Origin of the sequence: Paenibacillus sp. GCM10023250, from assembly GCF_042653205.1 — a bacterium.
In the GTDB taxonomy this organism is placed as follows: Bacteria; Bacillota; Bacilli; order Paenibacillales; family Paenibacillaceae; genus Paenibacillus_Z.
Map to the genome: position 1 here is coordinate 57235 of NZ_JBHSHY010000023.1, position 20711 is coordinate 77945.

Sequence of the window (20711 nt, forward strand, 5' to 3'; positions counted from 1 at the left end):
CGATGAAAGACAAGAAGCTGTATATGATCGGCAATGCGCATCTGGACCCGGTATGGCTGTGGCAGTGGCAGGAGGGCTTCCAGGAAGCGAAAGCGACGTTCCGCTCCGCCCTCGACCGGATGAAGGAATCGGAGGATTTCATCTTCACCTCGAGCTCGGCCGCCATGTACGAATGGATCGAGAACAACGACCCGAGCATGTTCGAGGAGATTCGGGCGCGCGTGTCCGAGGGACGCTGGAACATCGTCGGCGGCTGGTGGATCCAGCCCGACTGCAACATTCCGAGCGGCGAATCGTTCGTCCGCCAAGGCCTGTACGGCCAGCGCTACTTCAAGGAAAAGCTCGGCGTGACCGCCAAGGTCGGCTACAACGTCGACAGCTTCGGGCATAACGGCATGCTGCCGCAGATCCTGAAGAAGAGCGGCATGGACTACTACGTCATGATGCGCCCGATGCCGAACGAGAAAGGCCTGCCGGGCCGCACATTCTGGTGGCAGTCCGACGACGGCTCGAAGGTGCTGACGTTCCGCATCATGTACGAATACCTGTCGTGGGGCAAGGACCTGGAAAACCACGTCCGCCGCTGCCTCGGCGAATTCAAAGAGCCGCTGAACGACCTGATGCTGTTCTACGGCGTCGGCAATCACGGCGGCGGCCCGACGAAGGAGAACATCGCCAGCATCCGCCGGATGAACGGGGAAGCCGGCCTGCCGAAGCTTGAATTCGCGACGCCGGACCGCTATTTCGAGGACATGGTCGAATCCGGCCTGGCGTTCCCGGTCGTGCACGACGACCTGCAGCATCACGCGAGCGGCTGCTACGCGGCGCATTCCGGCATCAAGCAGTGGAACCGCCAGGCGGAGAACCGGCTGATCGCCGCGGAGAAATTCTCGGCGCTCGCGTCGTGGATCACCGGCCAGCCGTATCCGCAGGCCGATCTGAGCCGCGCGTGGAAGAACGTGCTGTTCAACCAGTTCCACGACATCCTGGCCGGGACGAGCCTGGAAGCGGCGTACGACGACGCGCGCTACCTGTTCGGCGAGGCAATGGCGATCGCCGACCGCTCGCTCAACTACGCCGTCCAATCGCTGTCGTGGAACATCGGCATCGAGCAGGACGAGTCCATGCACCCGATCGTCGTCTTCAACCCGCACGCGTGGCAGAGCCGCGTCAACGTGGAGCTCGAGGTCGGCGGCATGAAGGACGCGAGCGTGCTGCTCGACGAGACCGGCAAGCCGGTGCCGTTCCAGACGGTGAAGTCGCAGGCGTCCGCGCGCGGCCGCTACCGGCTCAGCTTCATGGCGGACCTGCCGCCGCTCGGCTACCGCACGTACAAGCTCGTGAAGGAGTCCGCGTCGCTGAAGCCGATCGGCGAGCCGATATCGGCCAGCGATCTCGTGCTGGAGAACGGCCTGCTGCGCCTGGAGTTCGATAAGCAGACCGGCTTCATCAAGAGCCTGAAGGACAAAGAGCTGAACTTCGAGGTTATGAAGGACGGCGCCCGTCCGGTCGTCATCGAAGACAAGTCGGACACGTGGAGCCACGACGTGCTGCACTTCAACGGGCCGTCGGAGACGTTCAGTGCGGCGAAGGTGCTCCGCATCGAACACGGGCCGGTCAAATCCGTCGTCCGCGTCGTCAGCGAGTACGGCAGCTCCAAGCTGGTGCAGGACTTCGCCATGTACCCGGGCAGCAAGCAGATCGACGTCAGCGTGACCGTCGACTGGCGCGAGAAGTTCAAGATGCTGAAGCTCGTGTTTCCGGTCAACGTTATTTTCAGCAAACAAACCTATGAAATTCCATATGGTACCATCGAGAGAGAGCATAACGGCGAAGAAGAGCCGGGCCAAAACTGGGTCGACTACACGGGCATCGTGCAGGAGACGAATGACGTGTACGGCCTCAGCCTGATGAACGACGCCAAGTACAGCTACAGCATGCACGCGAAGGAAATGGCGCTGACGGTGCTGCGCAGCCCGATCTACGCGCATCACGTGCCGTACGAGCCGGATCCGAACGGCGAATATTCGTTCATCGACCAAGGCATCCAGCACTTCAATTACTCCCTGCTGCCGCACCAAGGCACGTGGGAGCAGGCAGGGACGGCGCGCCGCGCGGCCGAACTGAACTGCAAGCCGGTGGCGGTCATCGAGACGTTCCACGAGGGCAAGCTGCCGCAGACGGATTCGTTCGTCAACGTCGATCACGACAACATCATCGTGAGCGCGGTCAAGAAGGCCGAGGACAACGACGACCTGATCGTCCGCTGCTACGAGACGGCCAAGCGGGCGACGTCCGCCGAGATCCGGCTGCCGAAGTGGAACCGGGTCATCCGTGCCGACTTCAAGCCGTCGGAGATCAAGACGTTCCGCGTCCCGGCGAACGCCGAGGCGGCCGTCACGGAGACGAGCATGCTGGAATGGGAGCTCGCGAAAGCATGACGCGGCGGGAGGAGACGGCCGCGGAGCTGCGCGCGGCGGGCAAGTACATGATGGACAACGGGCTGGCGTGGGGCAACGCGGGCAACATCAGCGCGCGGCTCGGCGACGGCAGCTTCCTGATCACCGCGACGGGGACGTTCCTGGGAGAGCTCGGCCAAGACGATTTTGCCGTCTGCTCGCTCACCTCCGGCGGCGCGGACGCGATTCCGGGGACGGGCAAGAAGCCGTCCAAGGAAGTGCCGATGCACGCCGCGGTCTACGAGGAGCGGCCCGACATCGGCGCCGTGCTGCACGCGTCACCGTTCTACAGCACGCTGTTCGCGTGCGCGTCAGAGCCGGTATCGTCGGGCTTGTTCGTCGAGACGATGTATTACCTCGAGCGGATCGAGCGCGTCGGCTACCATCATCCCGGCTCGGCGGCGCTCGGCGAAGCGGTGCGGGCCAAGGCGAAGTCGGCCAACGTGCTGCTGCTCGAGAACCACGGCGTGCTGGTGTACGATTCGAACGTTAAGGAAGCGCGGATGGCGCTGCAGACGCTGGAGATGGCCTGCCGGATGATCGTCGAGGCACTGGGCGCGGGCATCGGGCTGAACCGGCTGCCGAAGACGATCGAAAGCGATTTCCTGGAGAATTCCGGCTACCGGCCGAGAAGGAAGTGGGAAGGATGAGCGGGATGATCGGCATCGTCGCGGACGACATCACGGGCGCGAACGACATCGGCATCATGTACGCAAAAGCGGGGCTGCGCACGGACGTCTATCCGCTCGAAGCATGGGACCCGGGCGCGGTCGCCAAGGACCGGCCGGACGTGCTCGTGATCGATACCAACTCGCGGCTCGACCGCCCGGAGGAAGCGTACGCGAAAGCCGCGAAGGCGGCGCGCGCGCTACGGGAGGCCGGCTGCGCCCGGTTCGTCAACAAGACATGCTCCGTCTTCCGCGGCAACGTCGGACCGGAGTTCGACGCCATGCTGGATACGCTCGGCGCCGAATTCGCCGTCGTGGTGCTCGGCTTTCCGAAGAACGGCCGGACGACGCTCGGCGGCGTGCATTACGTGCACGGCAAGCTGCTGGAGGAGTCGGAATTCCGGCGCGATCCCGTCCATCCGATGACGGAGTCGAACCTGATTGATATTTTGCAAAAGCAGACGGAGCGGAAGGTCGCCCTGCTGACGATAGACGCGGTCGAGCGGGGGCCGGAGGCGCTCCGCGCCGAGATCGAGCGGATGCGGACGCTTTGCGCGTACCTGATTCTCGACGTGCGCGACCAGGCATCGCTGCGCATCATCGCCGAAGCGGCGAAGGAGGAGCCGATTCTGTGCGGCAGCTCGGCGCTGTCGGAGGAGTCGGCGCTCCTGCTCGCGGCGGAGCGGGCGTCCGCGGCCGGCGGCGGGCAAGGCGGAACGAGCGGCGAAGGCGGGCCAAGCGGCAAAAGCACGGATACGCCCGGCGCCGCGGCCGGCGAGGGGCAAGTTGCGCCGGGCGCCGTGCTGTGCGCCGCGGGCAGCCTGATGCCGCAGACGGCGGCGCAGCTCGCGTACGCGAAGCGAAGCGGCGTCGCGGCGCTCGAGCTCGATTCGCTCGTGCTGCTGCGGCCGGCAGAGAGGGACGCGCACCTCGAGGCGCTGATCGCCCTCGCCTGCGCGGAGCTGCGCGCGGGACGCGACGTGGTGGTGCACGCGTCGAATGAGCCGGAGAAGGTCACGGCGACGAAAACGCTTGCACGGGCGCTCGGCAGCGGCAACACGGACATCTCGCGCGTCGTATCCGGCGCGCTGTCGTCCGTCGTGGCGGCGGTTGCGGAGCGGACCGGCCAGCGCAGCCTGCTGATCGCGGGCGGGGAGACGTCGGCGGCGGTATGCGGCGCCCTCGGTGTCCGCGGACTCCGGCTGCTACGGGAGATCGAGCCCGGGCTGCCCTCCTGCCTCGCGCTCGGGGGGACGCCGTACCGGCTCGTGCTGAAATCCGGCAGCTTCGGCAGCGAAACGTTTTTCGTCAAGGCGATCGAGCACCTGAAGCGGCTCGGTGACGATATTGAATAGGGAGTGGTTGCGGTGAGCGACGTATTCAACGGACTTTTTGCGAAATATCCCGATTTGGAGCCGTGCCGGGACGCGATCCGGCAGGCGTTCGAGGCGATGGAGGCCTCGTTCCGCAAGGGCGGCAAAATGCTGCTGGCCGGCAACGGCGGCAGCGCCGCGGATTGCGAGCACGTCGTCGGCGAGCTGATGAAGGGCTTCATGTCGCCGCGGAAGCTGCCGGCATCGGAGCGCGAGAAAATGCTCGTCCACGGCGAGGAAGGGGCGTACATCGCCGACCGGCTGCAGGGCGCGCTGCCCGCGATCTCGCTCGTCAGCCAGAGCGCGCTCGCGACGGCGTACATCAACGACGTGGCCGCGGACATGGTGTTCGCGCAGCAGGTGTACGGCTACGGCCGGCCGGAGGACGCGCTCGTCGTGTTCAGCACGTCGGGAAATTCGGCCAACGTCGTCCGCGCCGTGCAGGTGGCGAAGTCGCTCGGCATGGCCACGATCGGCCTGACCGGCCAAGGCGGCGGCCGGCTGAAGGAGCTGTGCGACGTCACGATCCGGGTGCCGTACGCGGGCACGCCGGACATTCAGGAGCGCCATCTGCCGATCTATCACGCCTTATGCATGATGCTCGAGGAGGCGTTCTTCGGATGAGCATGCTGCTGGGCGGATTCGATATCGGCGGGACGAAATGCGCGGCCGTCCTCGGCATCGCCGCGGACGGCAAGGTCGAGATCGCGGCCAAGCGCGCCTTCCCGACGCCGCCGACGCCGGAGGAGACGATCCGGCGCTTCGGCGAAGCGATGGAAGCGCTGCTGGCGGACGCGAAGGACGCGGGGCCGCTGCGGGCGATCGGCATCAGCTGCGGCGGGCCGCTCGACAGCCGCCGCGGCCTCGTGCTGTCGCCGCCGAACCTGCCGGGCTGGGACGGCATCGACGTCGTCTCGCCGCTGCGCGAGCGGTTCGGCGTGCCCGTCGCCCTGCAGAACGACGCCAACGCCTGCGCGCTGGCCGAGTGGAAATGGGGCGCGGGCAACGGCGTCTCGAACCTGGTCTTCCTGACGTTCGGGACGGGCATGGGCGCCGGGCTGATCCTCGAAGGCCGGCTGTACGCGGGCATCTCCGATATGGCGGGCGAGGTCGGCCATATGCGGCTCGAGGAAGACGGCCCCGTCGGCTACGGGAAAGCGGGCTCGTTCGAAGGGTTCTGCAGCGGCGGCGGCATTGCGCGGCTGGGACGGGCGATGGCCGAGCGGCGGCTGCAAGAAGGCGGCGCGACCGCGATCTGTCCGGACGCCGCGGGGCTGGACGGCATTACGGCCAAAGCGGTGTTCGACGCCGCGCACGATGGCGATGCGCTGGCGCTTGAGGTCGTCGGCATCGTCGGGCGCAAGCTCGGCAGAGGGTTGGCGCTCCTGATCGACGTGCTCAATCCCGAGCGCATCGTCATCGGCAGCATTTACGCGCGGCAGGAGGCGCTTCTGCGCCCGATCGTCATGGAGGAGCTGGCGCACGAGGCGCTGCCGCTCTCGCTGTCGGCCTGCGAGATCGTGCCTTCGGGGCTCGGCGAGCACGTCGGCGACGCGGCCAGCCTTTCGGTGGCGCTGCACGCGCTGGGATAAACGAAATCATTCACGGATAGTTCGCGGGAGGAGCGGGGAGACATGTTTGCATTCAACGAGAAGGGCGCCTTTCGCGCGTCATCGGCCGCGTTCGGGCCGTTCGAGGTCGCGGTCAAGCTGGACGGGCGGGAGCAAGAGTCGCTGGCGCCGCGGGGCTTCGAACCGGACGCGGCGGGAAGCGTGGGGATCTACCGGTACGCCAACGAGGCGGACACGGTGCGCGCTTCGGTTCGCGTCGAGGTGCTGGAGGACGGCACCGCGCTGGCGAGCGTGAGCGCGGAGACGGCGAACGACAACGATTTCGGCCCGCAGCGCACGTTCGCGGTGGAGCACGCGATTGTCGTGACGGTCCGGCCGTCGGAGCCGATCGAAGGGCTGATGGCGAACTACCAGCACAAGGACTGGTGGACGCGGCCGCATTTCGACGCCGATCCGGCGCGGCTGCCGGGGCGGACGCAGTCGATCCTTTGGCGGTCGGCCGGCGGTTACCGCCACCTGCTGCCGGTGACCGGCGCCGTCTGGCGCACGGACGCGGCCGGCACGGATGGCGGCTTCGCGCTGCGGCTGTCCGCCTACGAGAGCGGCCATCGCCGCTGCGAGACGCTGGCGTTCGCGCTGTCGGCCGGCGACGATCCGTACCGGCTCGTGCAGGCGAACGTCGACGCCGCGCTGAAGGCGCTGGACTACCCGACGCTGCCGCGTGGGCGGAAGACCTATCCGGCGCCGCTGGACCGGCTCGGCTGGTGCAGCTGGGATGCCTTCTACCATAAGGTCGACGAGGCGGGGCTGCTGGAGAAGGCCGAAGAGCTCCGGAAGCTCGGCCTGCCGGTCGGCTGGATCATGATCGACGACGGCTGGTCCGAGATCAAGGACGGCAAGCTCATGCATTTCGAAGCGGATCCGGTCAAATTCCCGGGCGGCCTGAAGCGGACCGTCGCGGCGCTCAAGGAGCGCTTCGGCATCCGCCACGTCGGCGTCTGGCATACGATCGCAGGCTACTGGGGCGGCGTGCACGAGGACAGCGCCATCGCGCGCGAGAGCCGCGAGTCGCTGTACCGGGTGCCGCGCGGCAACCTGATCCCGTATCCCGAAGCGGGCCGGGGCTTCGGCTTCTGGCATGCGTGGCACGGCTTCCTGCGCCGCCAAGGCGTTGATTTCGTCAAGGTGGACAGCCAAGCCGCCGTGCTGAACTATCTCAAGGAGCGCCGGTCCGTCGGCGAAGCGACCGCGGCGGCGCACGAGGCGCTGGAAGCATCGGTCGCGCTGCACTTCGACGGCACAATCATCAACTGCATGGGCATGGCGTCCGAGAACGTTTGGCACCGCCCGAAATCGGCGGTCTCGCGCAACAGCGACGACTTCGTGCCGCAGGAGAAGCGGGGCTTCCCGGAGCACGCGCTGCAGAACGGCTACAATTCGTACTACCACGGCGCCTTCTACTGGGGCGACTGGGACATGTACTGGACGAACAACCACGACGACAGGCAAAACGCGGTGCTTCGCGCCATCAGCGGCGGCCCGATCTATATCAGCGACGCGCCGGGCAACACGAATCCGGCCAACGTCTGGCCGCTGATCTACGCCGACGGCGCGATCATTCGCTGCGACGGCACGGCGAATCCGACGCCGGACTGCCTGCTGACCGACCCGGCCGAGACGCCGGTGCCGCTGAAGCTGTGGAACACGGCCGGCGGCGCCGGCGTCGTGGCGGCGTTCCATATCCACCGCGGCGCGGCGCCGGTCGACGGCTTCATCGGCCCGGACGACGTGCCCGGCCTGGCCGGCGACGAGTTCGCGGTGTACGAGCATTTCGCGCAGAGCTGCTCGTTCCTCGCGGCGGGCAAGCGCGAAGCGATCCGCCTGGAAGAGGGCGGCTGCGCGCTGTACGCGGTCGTGCCGGTGACGGGCGGCATCGCGCCGATCGGCCTCGCGGACAAGTACGTCCCGTCGGCGGCAGTAACGGGCTGCGAAGCGGCGGAGAGCAAGACGGTCGTGACGCTGCGGGAAGGCGGCCGGTTCGTCTTCGCCGCCAAGCGGCAGCCGCCGCGCGCGAGCGTGGACGGCGTTGAAGCCGCGATCAAGCCGATCGGCGATTGCGCGTACGAGATCGCCGCCGGCTCGCCGGACCGCGCCGTCCGGATCGAGATCGCGACGGCGTAACGGCACGCGGGAGGAGCGATACGGATGAACAAGTTGAACATCGCGCGCGCGGCGGTGCCGGTGCGGGCGATGCCGACGCGGCGGTCGCCGGCAGAATCGGCTTTGGATGTGATAGCCGGTTCGCTTGCGATCAGGAGGAGGGAACCGGCATGTTGCTGGCTATTGACGTCGGCACTACCAATCTGAAAGCGGGGCTGTTCCGCGAGGACGGCGCGCCCGTCGCGCAGGCGGAGCGGCCGAACGCCAAGGCGTCCGGTCCCGCCGGGACCGTCGCGTATGATCCCGAGCGGCTGTGGGAAGCGGCCGCGGGCATGATCCGCGACGTGACGGCGGCCGCCGGCTCGCCCCGCGTGCGGACGGTCGGCATCACGAGCATGGCGGAGAGCGGGCTGCTGCTGGATCCGCGGAGCGGCCGGGCGCGCACGCCGATTCTGCCGTGGTTCGAAACCTGCTCTCTCGCGCAGGCGGAGCGGGTAAGAGGGGAGATCGACGCGAAGGCGCATTTCCGCCGTACCGGCCTGCACGCGTCATTCAAGTACGGCCTGCCGAAGCTGCTCTGGATGCGGGAGCATTGCCCGGAGGCGTTCGACGGAAGCGGCGTCTGGCTGTCGGTCTCGGCGTACCTCGCGTATCGCCTGACGGGGGCCGTCGCCGAGGACGAGACGCTCGCGGCCCGGACGTTCGCGTACCGGATCGACCGCCGCGAGTGGGACGAGCCGTTCATCCGCCACTTCGGCTTCGGGCCGGAACGGTTCCCGCGCGTCGTGCCGCCCGGCAGCGCCGTCGGCAAGGTCTTGCCGGACATCGCGCCGCGGCTCGGGCTGGACGGCGGCGCGGCCGTCTGCCTCGCGGGCCACGACCATGTCGCCGCCTCCCTCGTCTGCTCGGCGGACGGGGACGGCGTCTACAACTCCATGGGCACCGCGGAGACGCTGGTCGGCGCGATTCCCGCGCGCGCGCTCAGCGACGCCGACTTTGCCTCCGGGCTGTCGTTCGGCCGGCACGCGTTCCCGGACCGGATGTTCTGGATGGGCGGCCATTCGACCTCCGGCGGCTCCGTCGAATGGCTCCGCGGCGTCATCGGGGACAGCGGCTTGCCGTACGCGGCGATCATGGAGCTGCTGGAAGGAACGGCACCCGGTCCGACGGGCATCCTCTATTTCCCTTATCTCGCAGGCAGCGGGGCGCCGTTGATCGACCCGGCGGCTAAGGCCGCGTTCGTCGGCTTGACGGCGAAGCACGGCCGGGCGGAGCTGCTCAAGGCGGCGATCGAGGGCAATGCCTACCAGCTGGAATTCATGCGCCGCGAGGCGGAACGGGTCGCGGGAGCCCCGATCCGCGGGATGAACGTCGTCGGGGGAGGCGCGAAGAACGGCGTCTGGCTGCAGATCAAAGCCGACGTATCGGGCATCGCCCTGACGGTGCCCGGCGCCGCCGAGGCGACGCTTCTCGGCGCGGCGCTGTCCGCCGGCGTCGGCTCCGGCGTCTACGGCTCGTTCCGGGAAGCGTCGGCCGCGGCGCGCCGGCCGGCAAGCCGGCGGTACGAACCGGATCCCGAGCGCCATGCCCGGTACGCGCGCCTGTACGAGCAGGGGTTTCTGACGCTGCTCGGCCCGCTGTCGACCTGCTATAGACGCCTAACGTAATCGCTTCATATCGCGGCCGTCCGGCCGCCCGCGGGTCGCCGCGGGCGGCTTTTCGTTTTGCGCCGGTACGCGCGGCCCCCGGCTCCATTTTGCGGGGATCGCACCGGGCACCGGTATTACGCACCCGCCCGGAAGCTGCGGTTTCCGGCCGCTCCGGCGGCGGGACGGCTGCCGTGCGAGGCGTGCGCCCCCGCGGGTTTCCTGCGCTGCAGCTTGTGCGCTTGGCATTGGCATCTTGTCTTATTCAAGGATGTCCCCCTTCACATAGAGTAAATTAGCTCTCGAGAAGGAGGAATTACAATGTCCGCGAAGTTTAAAGTGAAGAACGTCAAGGCCGTCCGCACGAAGTCGAAGTCCAGCCGTAGAGCGAAGGTGTCCAACGAAATGGTCGGTGCCGCCAGCATGGGCCATGGCTGCTGCAACCGCCGCGACGGCGCCGTCGAAGGGATTCAAGAGGCTGGAGCCGACTTAAGCGATCTGTTCTGCCAGCTGAAAAACCCGGTCGTCGCCGCCAAGCTCGTCCGCGCCATCCGCTGCAGAAACCGCAAGATCGTCGAAGAACTGATCGGCGCTAACTGCCAAGTCGTCTGTTTCTTCCACCAAGGCCGCTTTTCCTGCGTCCGCATCGCGTGCACGTTCGGCAACTGCTGCGACGTCCGCATCTCGTTTGATATTTGCGTGTCTCAAGGCAACTGCCACAACGTATTCTAATTCCCCTCTCGATCCTCCAGTCAGGCCGGAATGTCCCGGGAAGATCCGCATGGATGCTTCCCGGGGCGTTTTGGCGCGCGGCGAAGAGGCCGTTCCCGCCGGCCGACTCCGGAACGGCCTTTCGTGATTCGGGCTTCCTGCTTCTTCGCCGCTTCCTCGCCGCCCCGCGGATTCGCCGTCTTCTCCGCGATTGCCGCGCTTCCTTCTCCGGGCCCCGCATATCGATCGTACTTCCTTCCCCGCTGACCTGCGTGCCGTTCTTGTTCTGCATGCCCGGCAGGCGCGGACGCGGAACCGCCGCTTGGGCGAACCGATGCCGGGCCCCCGGCATATGCTGATGAACAGAACGTTAGCAAAAGGGAGGGGACAGGTATGCCGATCATTCCGAATTTCCCGCAGTCGCTGCTCGAAGAGCATATGCGCTGGCATCATGCGAACCACTACGACGACTTCTCGCAGCTTCCCCCGGGCTACGGACAGAACTTCCTCGATTTCCACCGGCAGTTCATCAACAAGGTCTACCAATGGTACGGCACGACGGGCTACGACCCGCGGGCGATCGCGGGCTGGCAGAGCGTCCCGGAAGCGATCCGCAGCACGGCCTGCTACAATCGGGCGGCGGAGGCCCGCGTGCTGAACAATCCGAGGTCGTTCGCGTCGGCGGACCAGCTGGGCATCTTCATCGAGGCATCGAGCCTGCACGGGTGCATTCACCAGGAAGCCGCCCGCCTCTTCGGCGAGCCCGCGCTCAACGACTTCGACGAGGCGCCGCGGACGACGATGTTCTACAACATTCACGGCATGATCGATCAATGGTACCGCAACTGGGAGCGCTCGGCCGGAATCGTCAGAGGTGCGGGCAAAAATCCTTCCGGTCCGGCGCGCAAGCGGGATCGGCGCTAAGGGTCTGGCACGGCCGTGACCCGCACGGCGCAAAAAAGGACCGCGCGGCTCGCGGTCCTTCTTGGCGTGCCGGACCGCCGCTCAGAGACGGAGCAGCAGGTCGCGGAACACGCCGCTATAATAGGAAGCCGGCCGCGGCACGAAGCTCGCGGCTTCGACGTCGGCTTCCGCGTCCTCCGGCGCGCCGTCCGTGCCGAGGCGGAAGCCGGCCGCGCGCACCCGGTTCGTCCGGCCCTCGAACAGCGCGATCATGTCCGCCAGCTCCGCCTCGTAGACGCCGGCCACCTCCTCGCGCTGCAGCGTGAGCGCGGAGAGCGGCCCCTCGTACACGCAGCCGTACACGCCGCTGATCTCGCGGTCGACGAAGGCGAGGCCCTTCGCGGTGCCGGCCGCTTCCTTGCGGGCTTTGCCGAGCGGGATGAGCGCTTCGAACGGCACGGCGAAGCCGAGCTCCTCCTCGATCTCGCGCGCCGCGTCCCGCATCGTCTCGCCCGCGGCCAGATGGCCCGCCGCCGTAATGTCGAACAGGCCCGGGAACGTATCCTTGCCTTCGGCCCGCTGCTGGAACAGGACGAGCTTCCGGCCGCCGTCGCGCCGCGCCAGCCAGCAGTGGATGGACCGGTGCCAGAGGCCGCGGGCATGCACCTCGCTTCGGGGCGCGGTGCCGAGATGGGCGCCGCGCTCGTCGTAGATATCGAACCGTTCCTCATCCCCGGCCGGAGTTGCCGCGCCGGCTGGACCGGCGTCATCGCGCATGTCCCGCGGATCCCGTTCCTTGCCCATCGTCAGGACAAGCCTCCCTCAAGCTCGGGCTCGGCCTCGAGGTGGGACGTGCAGTGCGCGCAGCGCGTCGCCTTGATCGGGATTTTGGACAGGCAGTACGGGCAGCTCTTGTCCGTCGGCTCCGACGGGGCGGCCGCTTCGGGCTGTCCGAGGCGGCGCAGCGCGTTCGCGCCCTTGACGATCATGAAGATACAGAAGGCGACGATCGCGAAGTCGAGCACGACGTTGAGGAAATTGCCGTAGGCGATGACCGTAACGGAGCCCGCTTTCGCTGCCTCAAGCGTCGTCGGATGCTCGTCCAGCTTCGATATTTGTATGAATTGGTCGACCAGGTTGACGCTGCCGAGGAGCCGGCTGATCGGCGGCATGATGATGTCGTTCACGAGCGAAGTGACGATCTTGCCGAAGGCGCCGCCGATGATGACCCCGACCGCGAGATCGAGCACGTTGCCGCGGACGGCGAATTCCTTGAATTCTTTCAATACTTTTTTGATCATGATTCCACTCCTTCCACTTGTCTTATTATAGCGGACGCCGTGTCCGCATCAAGCCCGAATTGCCGGTCCCGGACCGGCGGGCAAAAGCGTGTCGCGAAAAAAAGGATTATCTAGAAATCTGTCGAAATGTGAGGACGTAACCACTATTCGGAGTATTGGAGAATCGTCATGATGGAACCTTGGATTGGCGATAAGTGGATGATGCTCCTGCTCGCCTTGGCGATCCATTTATTCGCGTCGATGACCCTCTATAGCATGATCGGCCAGTTCAAGCGGCTGCGGGCCATGCATCCGTACTGGCTGCTGAGCGGCGCGCTCGTCTACGCGCTCGGCCTGTGGGTCAGCCATTTCATCATCCTGCTGACGTCAGGTTCGATGATCGCCGTCGACTGGACGAGCGCGGTCAAGCTGTTCGGCATCATGGCCTGCACGTACGGCTCGTTCCGGCTGCTGGGCTCCCGGGCGGCGTACGGCGTACGGCTGTTCGGCGGCAGCCTGCTCATGGCGCTCGGCGCGAATCTCGTGCTGTATACGGCGCTGCTCGGCCACCAGGCGGCATCGTTCCGCGTCGATCCGGGCTTCGTGCTGTTCACGTTTCTGTTCGGCTTCGCCGGCACGGCCGGCTCGCTCTACCTGTTCGACCGCAAAGCCGGTTCGCCGCTGGTGCCCGGCCTGCTGCTCGGCCTGACGGACATGGTCATGCAGCTGTTCGGGCTCGGCGCGGTCACGAACGTCGACGCCGGCTACGTCCTGACCGCCGACCGGCTGAACGATTACATGCGGCTGCTGTCCATCGTGCTCGGCCTCGCGACGCTCGTCATCTTCGCGTTCAGCCTGGTGGCGCGCTACGTGGACCGCCGGTACACGTCCATCAACGAGCGCTACAAGCTGCTCGTCGAGAATTCCATCGACATGATCGCCGTCATCCGCGGCGAGCATTGGGAATACGTCAACCGCTCCGGCTTGCGCATGTTCGAGGCCGAGAGCGGGCGCGACCTGATCGGCCGCAGCATCTACCTGCACCTGCAGCCGGAGTTCCACGCGCAGATGCGGCATCTGCTGCAGTCGCCGCGGCCGAAGGAGCGCCAGTCGCCGGTCGAGATGGACTGGTTCACCGTGCAGGGCAGGACGCTGCATACGGAGGTCATCGAATCGGTGACGAGGCTGTCGGGCCAGCCGGTCACGCAGGTGATCATCCGGGACATCTCGGAGCGGAAGAAGAACGAGGAGCTGCTGATTAATTCCGAGAAGCTGTACGTCGCCGGGCAGCTGGCCGCGGGCATCGCCCACGAGATCCGCAATCCGCTGACATCGCTTAAGGGCTTCCTGCAGCTGATCGCGTCCGGCCGGAGCAGCAAGAATTACTACGACATCATGAAATCGGAGCTGACCCGCATCGAGTCGATCGTAAGCGAGCTGCTCATGCTGTCCAAGCCGCAAATCTACGAGCTGTCGCATCAGGATATCCGCGTGCTGATCGCGGACACGGTGACCTTGCTGGAGGCGCAGGCGATCCTGCACGACATCGTCATCGAGGCGAATCTCGGCGACGAGCCGCTGTGGGTGCACGGCGTGGAAAACCAGCTCAAGCAGGTGTTCATCAACGTGATCAAAAACGCGATCGAGGTCATGCTCGACGGCGGCAGCATCGAAGTCGCCTGCATGCGCGACGAGGACGGGCGCATCGTCGTGCGGATCGCGGACCGGGGGCCCGGCATCGCCGAGGACCAGCTGGCGAAGATCGGGCAGCCGTTCTACACGACGAAGGAGAAGGGCACGGGCCTCGGCCTCATGGTGACGTACAAGATCGTGGACAACCACCAGGGAAGCGTCGTGGTCAGCAGCCGCATCGGGGAAGGGACGACCTTCGACATCCTGCTGCCGTACCAGGCGCCGTCCGGCGCCGAGGAGGGGGGCCGGGGCAAGGTCATTCCGCTGCACCGGTTCCGCGAAGACAACGAGAGCGCGTCCTAGTCCTGAACCGTCGTTCCGTTCGCCCGACCCGGCGGCCGGCTTTCGTTGCCATCGGGCGCGAAGCCGGCCGTTGTCGCGCCGCGGCGGCACTGGCGGCCGTATCGCTATGGCCGGGAACGGCCGCCGAAGGGGCGGAGGGCGCGCGAACGGCGTATAGGAATGCAGAGACGCCGCGCCTTTTTATCTTCGCCCGCGGATCGTCTATAATAGCGGAAGGAGGCGAGAGAAGAACATGCCCGAACCGTTGAAAGCGATGTATGATCTGCCGTTTCTCCGGCAGTTCGCGGCGATCGTCGCATCCGCCTGGCCGTCCTTCCCCGGGGAGGACTTCGTCCGGCGCGCGACCGCCGCGGGCTGGGAGGAGCTGGAGCTGAAGGGCCGCATGCGGCGGATTACGACGTCGCTCGGGGAGACGCTGCCCCCGAATTATCCGGAAGCGCTGGACGTGCTGCTGGCCGTCTGCGACCGGTGCAGCGGATTTCCTTATTTGTTTTTTCCCGATTTCGTTGAAATGTACGGCCTGGCGGACTGGGAGCGGTCGATGGCCGCGCTGGAGCGCTTCACGGTCCAGTCCTCGGCGGAGTTCGCGATCCGGCCGTTCATCCTGCGGGAGCCCGAACGGACGATGGCGCGGATGGAGGCGTGGTCCCGGCACGACAATGAGCACGTCCGCCGGCTGGCCAGCGAAGGGTGCCGGCCCCGGCTGCCGTGGGCGCAGGCGCTGCCGCCGTTCAAGCGCGACCCGTCGCCGATCCTGCCGATCCTGGAGCAGTTGAAGGCCGACCCGTCCCTGTACGTGCGCAAGAGCGTGGCGAACAACCTAAATGACATCGCCAAAGATCATCCGGACGTCGTTAAGGCAATCGCCGCGCGCTGGATGGGGCAGCATCCGCTTACGGACTGGATCGTCCGGCGGGGCTGCCGCTCGCTCGTCGGCGCCGCCGATCCGGAGGCGCTGGCGCTGTTCGGCTACGAAGGGACGGCGGCCGCGGAGCTCGTCGCATCCGCCGAGATCGCGGCGCTGCGCCCCGAGGCTGAGCTCGGGGGCAGCACGGAGCTGCGGTACGCGCTGCGGCTGAAGGACGAGGGAGCCGGTCCGGTCCGGCTGCGTCTAGAGCTCGCCGTCGGCTACGTGAAGTCCGGCGGCAAAATATCCGAGAAGCGCTTCCTGCTCGGCGACAAGCGCGCGATGCCCGGAGCGGGCATCCAGGGCGAGAAGCGGCTCGACTGGAAGGACCTGTCGACGCGCAAGCATTACGCGGGGCTGCACCGGCTGGCGCTGCTCGTGAACGGCGCGGCGGTCGCGGAGACGTCCGTCCTGCTGCGGGATGCGGCGCAGGCGGCGAGCGCCGCCCCGGCAAGGAGCGGTGACGCATGACGATCGGAGCGCGCGTCGTCAAGACCGGGCTGGCCGTGGCGCTGGCCGTGTACATCAGCACGCTGCTCGGTTTCCCGTCGCCGATTATTTCCGCGGTCGCCGCGATCTTCACGATTCAGCCGTCCATCTCGCGTTCCTGGCAGCAGGTGGTGGAGCAGGTGCAGACGAACGTGCTCGGCGCGCTGCTCGCGCTGGCCGCGGTCCGGCTGTTCGGACAGACGCCGATCGCCCTCGGCATGGTGTGCATCATCGTCATTCTCGTCTGCATCCGGCTGCGCATGGAGAGTACCGTCGGCCTGACGCTCGTTACCGTGGTCGCCGTCATGGAGGCCAACAATCAAGCGGGCTGGCAGTTCGCGGTCGAGCGGCTGTTCATGGTGCTGGCGGGGATGGCCGCGGCGTTGGTGGTGAACATCCTCGTGTTCCCGCCGCGGCCCCGCAAGCAGTTCGTCGCGCAGGTGCACGACGCGCACGACCAGCTGTCGCTGCTGCTGCGGATGGCGATCTCGAACGAGATGAAGGAGAGCGTGCACCGCGAAGAGAAGGAGAAGCTGCAGGGCAAGCTGCGCAAGCTCGACGAGGCGCACCGGCTGTTCGAGGAGGAGCGGCCGCTGCGTCCGGGACGCAAGCAGGCGAACGCGCGGCAGCTGATTCTGTCGCGGCATCAGATCAAGGCGCTGCATAAGGGCGTGGACCTGCTGGAGGCGGTGGAAGAGCACTACTTCGCCGTCTCGGGGGCGGAGACGTGGGCGCAGCGGTTCGATCATCAGATCGAGGAGCTGTCGAAGTACCACGAGCATCTGCTGCTGAAGCTCGAAGGCAAGATGAAGGCGAACGCCGCCATCGAGCCGGAGGAGGAACGGGAGGACCGGCTGATCGCGCAGCTGAGCGATTACTTGCACCGGGATCCCGAGGAACACAAGCGGCTCGTCTTCGTCGCGTCGGCGATGCTGGAATACGCCTACCATCTGCGCCGGCTCGACCGCGTAGCGGATCAGGTCCAGCAGCGCCGCGAGGCGGAGGCGGCGGAAGCGGAGGAAGCGGAGGCATGAGGGCCGCGGCCTCCGCCGTCCGGGACCGCATCCGGGCAGCGCCGAACGGCCCTGCCGACCGCGCGCAGCGCGGGTTTTGTCATGCGCCGTGCGGGCTGCCCCCGCTTGGGAGGCGCTTTCCCGCACCGTACAAAAGAGCCCGCCAAGCATGGCGGGCTCTTGTCGTAATGGCGGGCTCTTGTCGTAGGCTTATTAACCGGCCGACTCCCGGGAGGGCGCGGTATAGACGAGCGGGAAGTCGTCGCCGGTCAGCAGCTCGCCCGGCTTCACCCGCACGTAATCGTGCATCGGATGCTCGGCGCGCGGCTCGTAGCGGATATGGCCGGGCATGTAGTGGACCGCGATCGCGCGGCGCTTCAGCGCGGACCGGTTATGCGGGCTGCCGTGCCAGGTCAGGCTGTGGTGATACCCGACCTGGCCTTTTTTGATTTCGAACGGCACCGCTTCGACGACCGCGCCCGGCGGCAGCAGCTCCGGCTGTCTATGATAAGGCTTGAACGCCTTGTCGCTCGCCAGGTGCTTCTGGTGATTGCCCCACTTATGGCTGCCCGGCACCATCCACATGCAGCCGTTCTCGATGACCGCATCGTCGAGCGCCACCCACGCGCTGACCAGGTCGGCCGGCTGAATGATCGGCCACAGCGGGTGATCCTGGTGCCAGCCCGTCGGCCCCCCGGATACCGGCGGTTTGTATTGGATCTGGTCATGCCATATTCGGAGCTCGCCGGTCCGGCAGAGCTGCGCGACTTCTTCGCAGATGCGGGGGTTGGCCGCGTGCCGGAGGAAGGCGTCGCTGGCCATCCAAATATTCACGATCTGGACGACCCGCTCGTTCACGGTCATTTTCATATTGTCGTAGAGCGAGCCTCCGCCCAGCATGTTATGGTTCAGACGGGCTTCTTGACCGTTCGGCCCTCCATGACGTCGTCCAGCTCCCGGCGCAGCGCCTCCACTTCATCCTCGCCGAGCACGATCTCCCCTTTCAGAAATCCGTTGCGGTCGAATTCTTCGATCTGGCTTTGCGTCAGCATGCGATTTGCACCTCTCACGATTGATTTGGCCTTGCGCGTATTCCCAGCATACTAAGCCTTCATCCGGATGTATTTAGCAGAATGCCAGGCAGTTTTGCGATTTTCCCATATCGCGGGGTCGAATCGCCCCCGATTCTGTCGAACGTCAAGAAATCTGGGAAAAACGCAAATAAACCTTCTTTTTTTCTAAATACAAGCGGGAGGCGCGTTAGTATGATGAAAGCGCAATCATCCTTGCGATGGAACAACGCCTCACGAGACCAATACGGGAACGCGCCGAGGAGGCGCGCCTGACAAAGGGGAGGGTTCGTCGGTTCGTTCGGTTTCCCCCGGTCGCTCCGCAACCATGCGCAAACGTATATATATACGCGGACCGGTCGTCCGTCATTACTGATGTAAGCGTTTTCTATTACGTGTTGGAAAGCCAGCGGGTTCGCCAAATTTAACGGTCGGAGGATGCCTATGAGAAAGAAGAAGCACAGATCGCTCGCGCTGCTGTGCGCGGCCGCGCTGATCCTGTCCGCCGCATTGAGCGCGTGCGAAAGCGGAGGCGGCGGAGGCGCGGAGATCGGAGCCATTAACGACGGCTCCCAGGAAGGCAACGCCGGCGGCACGAACGCGAATGCCGGCGACGCGAAGCCGGAGAACGGCGCCGATGCCGCGGCGCCGGCGGACGGAGGCGCCGCGCCGGCGGAAGACGCCAAGCCGACCGCGTTCCAGCAGTCGCCGGGGCTAGGCAGCTTCGCGGTTCCGCTCAAGGACCGTCTGCCCGAGGACTACAAGATCACGAATGAAATGCCCAGCAGCCTGCTGAACTACGAGATTGGCACGTATGGCGGCACCCTGCGCACGGTCACGTCGGTCGTCGACTGGGACGCGGACGTCTTCATCATGAACGACGAGGCGCTGCTGAACACGCCGGGCCTGCTCGGCGAAGAGGTCACGGGCAACGTCCTGAAGAGCTACGAGATGAGCAGCGACGAGAAGAGCTTCACGTTCCATATGCGCAAGGGCCTCAAGTGGTCGGACGGCCAGCCGGTCACGACCGAGGACGTCCGGTTCACCGTCGAGGACGTGCTGATGAATAAGGAGCTGACGCCGATCTTCCCCGCGTGGCTGAACGGCGGCGGCGATCCGAACGGCAAGCCGTTCGCGTTCGAGCTGATCGACGAGTACACCTTCAAGCTCAGCTTCGACCAGCCGTACGGCGGCTTCCTGCTCAGCCTGGCGGTCCAGGGCTGGCGGGGGTACACCGACCTGCTGAAGCCGGCGCATTTTCTGAAGAACTACCACACCAAGTATACGGAGCTCGCCAAGCTGGAGCCGGAGATCAAGAAGGCCGGATTCAAGAAGGGCGAGTGGGTGAATCTCTTCAATGACGTGGACGTCACGAACTGGGATCTCACGAAGCCCAGAGCCATCGGCTTCCCGGTGCTCTATCCGTGGATGATGACGAAGAAGACGAACACGACGGCGACCTTCGAGCGCAACCCGTATTATTTCAAGGTCGACTCCGCGGGCAACCAGCTCCCGTACATCGATAAAATCCAAAGCACGCTCGTTCAGGACATCGAGATGGTCACGCTGAAGACGATCGCCGGCGAGGTCGACTTCTCCCGCGAATCGGCGTCCCTGGTCAAGATGCCGCTGTACCGCGAGAACGAGAGCAAGGGCTTCAAGGCGCTGCTCAGCAATCTTCACGTGTCGCCGACGGACATCTTCCTGAATCTCAGCAGCAGCGACAAGAACTGGTCGCAGGTCGTGAACGACGTGCGGTTCCGCAAGGCGCTCAGCCTCGCGCTCGACCGCGACGAGATCATCGACTCCATCTATTACGGGTTCGCGGAGAAGAACAGCTGGCAGGATTCCACGTACAACGTGGACGAAGCCAACAAGCTGCTCGACGAGATGGGGATGAAGAAGGGCTCCGACGGCTTCCGGGCCGGACCGGACGGCAAGAAGTTCACGATTCCGCTCGAAGTCGGCGCGCAGGCGCCCGACATCGTGCCGATGACCGAGCTCGTCGTCGAGATGTGGAAGCAGCTCGGCCTCGACGTCACGATGAAGAAGATCGACGGGACGCTGTGGGGCAAGCGCAACGAGGCGAACGAGCTGAAGGCGACCATCATCTGGGCGGCCGACCCGATGTGGTATTACGGCGATTGGGGTCAGGGCATCTGGGGGCCGGCCTGGAACCTGTACAATACCTCCGGAGGCAAGAAAGGCGTCAAGCCGCCGGACGACGTCGCGGCGTTCTACCAGAGCCTGGCAAAGGCGAACGTCGCCAATCCGAAGGACGCCAAGGCGATCGTCGACAATGAGATCAAAAAAGCGCTCGGCGACAAATTCTACTTCATCGTACCGCTTCAGAACGTCAAGCAGCCGCTCATCGTGAACGCGAAGCTGCGCAACGTCGGCAACGAGAACGCGCTTGCGGTCGCGACCGATTACGCCGGCGAGCAGCTGTTCTTCGGCAAGTAAGCC

General features: G+C 65.9%; 17 protein-coding genes. 13 read left to right on the forward strand and 4 right to left on the reverse strand.

Translation table 11 applies throughout. From position 1 onward, the window contains the following. The first annotated feature begins 2 nt into the window (after positions 1 to 2). The 9 genes from ACFPB1_RS17795 (at position 3) to ACFPB1_RS17835 (ending at position 11512) form a co-directional block, all read left to right on the forward strand. Positions 3 to 2441: an alpha-mannosidase gene (locus tag ACFPB1_RS17795; RefSeq protein WP_379227455.1), complete on the forward strand. Its 2439-nt coding sequence runs from the start codon at positions 3 to 5 to the stop codon at positions 2439 to 2441. Then, positions 2438 to 3109, forward strand: a complete 672-nt coding sequence (locus ACFPB1_RS17800; protein WP_379227456.1) for a class II aldolase/adducin family protein — start codon at positions 2438 to 2440, stop codon at positions 3107 to 3109. The genes ACFPB1_RS17795 and ACFPB1_RS17800 overlap by 4 nt, the downstream gene beginning before the upstream one ends. Further along, on the forward strand, positions 3106 to 4482 hold the full coding sequence (locus tag ACFPB1_RS17805) for a four-carbon acid sugar kinase family protein (RefSeq protein WP_379227457.1): 1377 nt from the start codon (positions 3106 to 3108) through the stop codon (positions 4480 to 4482). Before ACFPB1_RS17800 ends, ACFPB1_RS17805 begins: the two co-directional genes overlap by 4 nt. Before the next feature lie 12 nt (positions 4483 to 4494). Continuing rightward, positions 4495 to 5124 (forward strand): D-sedoheptulose-7-phosphate isomerase, encoded by a 630-nt coding sequence (locus ACFPB1_RS17810; protein ID WP_379227458.1) that lies wholly within the window; start codon positions 4495 to 4497, stop codon positions 5122 to 5124. Continuing rightward, positions 5121 to 6092, forward strand: coding sequence for an ROK family protein (locus tag ACFPB1_RS17815; protein ID WP_379227459.1), 972 nt, complete (start codon positions 5121 to 5123; stop codon positions 6090 to 6092). The genes ACFPB1_RS17810 and ACFPB1_RS17815 overlap by 4 nt, the downstream gene beginning before the upstream one ends. 42 nt (positions 6093 to 6134) lie before the next feature. Continuing rightward, on the forward strand, positions 6135 to 8252 hold the full coding sequence (locus ACFPB1_RS17820; protein ID WP_379227460.1) for a Sip1-related alpha-galactosidase: 2118 nt from the start codon (positions 6135 to 6137) through the stop codon (positions 8250 to 8252). A gap of 149 nt (positions 8253 to 8401) precedes the next feature. Further along, entirely contained in the window at positions 8402 to 9898 is a 1497-nt protein-coding gene (locus ACFPB1_RS17825) for an FGGY-family carbohydrate kinase (protein ID WP_379227461.1), read from the forward strand. A 300-nt stretch (positions 9899 to 10198) separates the two neighbouring features. Then, positions 10199 to 10609 (forward strand): hypothetical protein, encoded by a 411-nt coding sequence (locus tag ACFPB1_RS17830; RefSeq protein ID WP_379227462.1) that lies wholly within the window; start codon positions 10199 to 10201, stop codon positions 10607 to 10609. 372 nt (positions 10610 to 10981) lie between these two features. Then, positions 10982 to 11512, forward strand: coding sequence for a hypothetical protein (locus tag ACFPB1_RS17835; RefSeq protein ID WP_379227463.1), 531 nt, complete (start codon positions 10982 to 10984; stop codon positions 11510 to 11512). A gap of 81 nt (positions 11513 to 11593) precedes the next feature. Here ACFPB1_RS17835 and ACFPB1_RS17840 read toward each other — a convergent pair whose 3' ends face one another. After that, positions 11594 to 12295, reverse strand: coding sequence for an NUDIX hydrolase (locus tag ACFPB1_RS17840; RefSeq protein WP_379227464.1), 702 nt, complete (start codon positions 12293 to 12295; stop codon positions 11594 to 11596). A 2-nt stretch (positions 12296 to 12297) separates the two neighbouring features. Next, on the reverse strand, positions 12298 to 12792 hold the full coding sequence (mscL, locus tag ACFPB1_RS17845; protein WP_379227465.1) for a large conductance mechanosensitive channel protein MscL: 495 nt from the start codon (positions 12790 to 12792) through the stop codon (positions 12298 to 12300). A gap of 171 nt (positions 12793 to 12963) precedes the next feature. Between mscL and ACFPB1_RS17850 the strand changes: the two genes are divergently transcribed. The 3 genes from ACFPB1_RS17850 to ACFPB1_RS17860 all read left to right on the forward strand — a co-directional run bounded on the left by ACFPB1_RS17850 (position 12964) and on the right by ACFPB1_RS17860 (position 17196). Beyond that, on the forward strand, positions 12964 to 14766 hold the full coding sequence (locus ACFPB1_RS17850) for an ATP-binding protein (protein WP_379227466.1): 1803 nt from the start codon (positions 12964 to 12966) through the stop codon (positions 14764 to 14766). A 232-nt stretch (positions 14767 to 14998) separates the two neighbouring features. Then, positions 14999 to 16144, forward strand: a complete 1146-nt coding sequence (locus ACFPB1_RS17855; RefSeq protein ID WP_379227467.1) for a DNA alkylation repair protein — start codon at positions 14999 to 15001, stop codon at positions 16142 to 16144. Next, complete coding sequence (locus ACFPB1_RS17860; protein WP_379227468.1) at positions 16141 to 17196, forward strand: FUSC family protein; 1056 nt, start codon at positions 16141 to 16143, stop codon at positions 17194 to 17196. Before ACFPB1_RS17855 ends, ACFPB1_RS17860 begins: the two co-directional genes overlap by 4 nt. A gap of 192 nt (positions 17197 to 17388) precedes the next feature. Here ACFPB1_RS17860 and ACFPB1_RS17865 read toward each other — a convergent pair whose 3' ends face one another. Beyond that, positions 17389 to 18075, reverse strand: coding sequence for a phytanoyl-CoA dioxygenase family protein (locus ACFPB1_RS17865; RefSeq protein ID WP_379227469.1), 687 nt, complete (start codon positions 18073 to 18075; stop codon positions 17389 to 17391). A gap of 8 nt (positions 18076 to 18083) precedes the next feature. Next, entirely contained in the window at positions 18084 to 18227 is a 144-nt protein-coding gene (locus ACFPB1_RS17870; protein ID WP_379227470.1) for a hypothetical protein, read from the reverse strand. A gap of 462 nt (positions 18228 to 18689) precedes the next feature. On the opposite strand from ACFPB1_RS17870, the gene ACFPB1_RS17875 reads away from it, so the two are divergent. Then, the gene (locus ACFPB1_RS17875) at positions 18690 to 20708 is read left to right on the forward strand and encodes an ABC transporter substrate-binding protein (protein WP_379227471.1); all 2019 of its coding nucleotides are present in this window, start codon (positions 18690 to 18692) and stop codon (positions 20706 to 20708) included. The last annotated feature ends 3 nt before the right edge of the window (positions 20709 to 20711 follow it).

What these genes read in the sequence shown, in the direction of transcription:
- ACFPB1_RS17795 (WP_379227455.1), top strand. Translation starts at nt 3, where the DNA reads ATGAAAGACAAGAAGCTGTATATGATCGGCAATGCGCATCTGGACCCG.
- ACFPB1_RS17800 (WP_379227456.1), top strand. Translation starts at nt 2,438, where the DNA reads ATGACGCGGCGGGAGGAGACGGCCGCGGAGCTGCGCGCGGCGGGCAAG.
- ACFPB1_RS17805 (WP_379227457.1), top strand. Translation starts at nt 3,106, where the DNA reads ATGAGCGGGATGATCGGCATCGTCGCGGACGACATCACGGGCGCGAAC.
- ACFPB1_RS17815 (WP_379227459.1), top strand. Translation starts at nt 5,121, where the DNA reads ATGAGCATGCTGCTGGGCGGATTCGATATCGGCGGGACGAAATGCGCG.
- ACFPB1_RS17820 (WP_379227460.1), top strand. Translation starts at nt 6,135, where the DNA reads ATGTTTGCATTCAACGAGAAGGGCGCCTTTCGCGCGTCATCGGCCGCG.
- ACFPB1_RS17825 (WP_379227461.1), top strand. Translation starts at nt 8,402, where the DNA reads ATGTTGCTGGCTATTGACGTCGGCACTACCAATCTGAAAGCGGGGCTG.
- ACFPB1_RS17830 (WP_379227462.1), top strand. Translation starts at nt 10,199, where the DNA reads ATGTCCGCGAAGTTTAAAGTGAAGAACGTCAAGGCCGTCCGCACGAAG.
- ACFPB1_RS17835 (WP_379227463.1), top strand. Translation starts at nt 10,982, where the DNA reads ATGCCGATCATTCCGAATTTCCCGCAGTCGCTGCTCGAAGAGCATATG.
- ACFPB1_RS17840 (WP_379227464.1), bottom strand. Translation starts at nt 12,295, where the DNA reads ATGGGCAAGGAACGGGATCCGCGGGACATGCGCGATGACGCCGGTCCA.
- mscL (WP_379227465.1), bottom strand. Translation starts at nt 12,792, where the DNA reads ATGATCAAAAAAGTATTGAAAGAATTCAAGGAATTCGCCGTCCGCGGC.
- ACFPB1_RS17850 (WP_379227466.1), top strand. Translation starts at nt 12,964, where the DNA reads ATGGAACCTTGGATTGGCGATAAGTGGATGATGCTCCTGCTCGCCTTG.
- ACFPB1_RS17855 (WP_379227467.1), top strand. Translation starts at nt 14,999, where the DNA reads ATGCCCGAACCGTTGAAAGCGATGTATGATCTGCCGTTTCTCCGGCAG.
- ACFPB1_RS17860 (WP_379227468.1), top strand. Translation starts at nt 16,141, where the DNA reads ATGACGATCGGAGCGCGCGTCGTCAAGACCGGGCTGGCCGTGGCGCTG.
- ACFPB1_RS17865 (WP_379227469.1), bottom strand. Translation starts at nt 18,075, where the DNA reads ATGCTGGGCGGAGGCTCGCTCTACGACAATATGAAAATGACCGTGAAC.
- ACFPB1_RS17870 (WP_379227470.1), bottom strand. Translation starts at nt 18,227, where the DNA reads ATGCTGACGCAAAGCCAGATCGAAGAATTCGACCGCAACGGATTTCTG.
- ACFPB1_RS17875 (WP_379227471.1), top strand. Translation starts at nt 18,690, where the DNA reads ATGAGAAAGAAGAAGCACAGATCGCTCGCGCTGCTGTGCGCGGCCGCG.